The sequence below is a fragment of the Pseudomonas sp. P5_A12 genome (genome assembly GCF_056400685.1).
The window spans coordinates 1-2,459 of record NZ_JBFUKU010000486.1 but is presented as its reverse complement, the minus strand read 5'-3'; the positions used below and the strand labels follow the sequence as shown (position 1 = coordinate 2,459).

2 protein-coding genes are annotated in these 2,459 nt (G+C 60.3%); one reads left to right on the top strand and one right to left on the bottom strand.

Annotation, left to right across the window (positions count from 1 at the left end; translation table 11 throughout):
- Positions 1 to 150: 150 nt before the first annotated feature.
- The gene (locus AC1DSG_RS30240) at positions 151 to 906 is read right to left on the bottom strand and encodes a spermidine synthase (protein WP_477794149.1); all 756 of its coding nucleotides are present in this window, start codon (positions 904 to 906) and stop codon (positions 151 to 153) included.
- 162 nt (positions 907 to 1,068) lie between these two features.
- On the opposite strand from AC1DSG_RS30240, the gene AC1DSG_RS30235 reads away from it, so the two are divergent.
- The gene (locus AC1DSG_RS30235) at positions 1,069 to 2,415 is read left to right on the top strand and encodes a class II 3-deoxy-7-phosphoheptulonate synthase (protein ID WP_477794148.1); all 1,347 of its coding nucleotides are present in this window, start codon (positions 1,069 to 1,071) and stop codon (positions 2,413 to 2,415) included.
- Positions 2,416 to 2,459 lie beyond the last annotated feature (44 nt).

Below are 2,459 nucleotides of genomic sequence, written 5' to 3'. Positions count from 1 at the left end.
TCATTGCAGTCGTTGATCAAGGCGATTCGGCCGGCGACTTGATGTGTCGTCTTTGATGGCCTCATCGCGGGCAAGCCATGCTCCTACAAGGGTTACGCACAACCTGTAGGAGCAAGGCTTGCCCGCGATGAGGCCATCAAAGACGACACATCAAGTCGCCGGCCGAATCGCCTTGATCAACGACTGCAATGAATACCCCAATCGCGGCGCCAGCCCTTCTGCCCGCGCGATCAAACCGTCCATATCCAGTTCCTGATCCAGCTCCGAAGGCACGATCAGAATCACATTGCCCTCCTTCACCGGCAGCTCCCAGTAATGCCGGTGATAGAGTCCACGCAACAACGCGGCCCCCAACGGTTTGCCATCATCGGTGGCCCATTGGTTGATCACCAGCCAGCCACCCGAATTCAGGCGTTTCTGGCAGTTTTCCAGAAAGCTCCAGGCCAGATGCCCGACACCCGGCCCGACATCGGTATACAGGTCGACGAAGATCAGGTCCGCTGGTTCAGCGGTATCAAGAAGCTCCAGCGCATCACCGACGCGGATGTACAGCCGAGGATCGTCATCCAGCCCGAGGTATTCAATGGCCAGGCGCGGTACGTCGGGGCGCAATTCAATCGCCTCGACGTCTTCCAGCGGCAAAAACTTGAGGCACGCCTGGGTCAACGTGCCCGCGCCAAGCCCCAGAAACAGCGCGCTTTCCGGCTGATCGTGGCACAGCGCACCAATCAGCATCGCCCGGGTGTAGTCGTACTCGAGCCAGCTCGGATCAGCGGTGAAGACGCAGCTCTGCTCGATGGCATCGCCGAATTCCAGGAAACGGTAATCGGCCACTTCCAGCACGCGTATCACGCCGAACTCATCCTGCACCTCGGCGAGCAGATGCTCGACGCGCTCCTCAGTCATTTCGTCTCCTGATCGTTGCCGCGCCGGCATGTGAAAAACAGCAGCGCAATAAAACCGCGAGCGGGCGCGGCAAAGGCGCGATTGTCCGCGAAGCGACGGGAACAGGTCACGCACTAATTGCTGATAACATGATCATCCGAGCGTAAAACACTAGAGAACGTGATGAGCCAACCCTGGAGCCCTGACAGCTGGCGCGCCCTGCCGATCCAGCAACAACCCCACTACCCCGACGCCGCGCATTTGCAGCAGGTCGAGCAAACCCTGGCCAGTTATCCGCCGCTGGTGTTTGCCGGTGAGGCCCGGGAGTTACGCCGTCAGTTTGCCGAAGTGACCCAGGGTCGCGCGTTCCTGCTGCAAGGTGGCGATTGCGCCGAAAGCTTTGCCGAGTTCTCCGCCGCGAAAATTCGTGACACGTTCAAAGTCCTGCTGCAAATGGCCATCGTCATGACCTTCGCCGCCGGCTGCCCGGTGGTCAAGGTCGGGCGTATGGCCGGTCAGTTCGCTAAACCGCGCTCAGCCAATGACGAAACCATCGACGGCGTGACCCTGCCCGCCTACCGTGGCGACATCGTCAACGGCATCGGTTTCGACGAAAAAAGCCGCGTGCCGGACCCGGAACGCCTGCTGCAGTCCTACCACCAGTCCACCGCCACCCTGAACTTGCTGCGTGCGTTCGCCCAAGGCGGTTTTGCCGACTTGCATCAGGTGCACAAGTGGAACCTGGACTTCATCGCCAACTCGGCACTGGCGGAAAAATACAGCCACCTGGCCGACCGCATCGATGAAACCCTGGCGTTCATGCGCGCCTGCGGCATGGACAGCTCGCCGCAACTGCGCGAGACCAGTTTCTTCACCGCCCACGAAGCGCTACTGCTGAACTACGAAGAAGCCTTCGTGCGGCGCGACAGCCTGACCAACGATTACTACGATTGCTCGGCGCACATGCTGTGGATCGGCGACCGCACCCGCCAACTTGATGGCGCACACGTCGAATTCCTGCGCGGGGTGAATAACCCGATCGGGGTCAAGGTCGGCCCGAGCATGGACCCTGAGGACCTGATTCGTCTGATCGACGTGCTGAACCCGGACAACGACCCAGGTCGCCTGAACCTGATCGCGCGGATGGGCGCCACCAAGGTCGGCGATCACCTGCCGGCATTGATTCGCGCCGTACAGCGCGAAGGCAAGCAGGTGCTCTGGAGCTCCGACCCGATGCACGGCAACACCATCAAGGCCAGCAGCGGCTACAAGACCCGTGACTTCGCGCAGATCCTTGGCGAGGTGAAGCAGTTCTTCCAGGTTCATCAAGCGGAAGGCAGCTATGCCGGCGGCATCCATATCGAGATGACCGGACAGAACGTGACCGAATGCATTGGCGGGGCACGGCCGATTACTGAGGATGGGTTGTCGGACCGGTATCACACCCATTGTGATCCGCGGATGAATGCTGATCAGTCGTTGGAATTGGCGTTTTTGATTGCTGAAACCTTGAAGCAAGTTCGACGCTAGACCGCGTCGCGCCCTTCGCGAGCAAGCCCGCTCCCACATTMGAC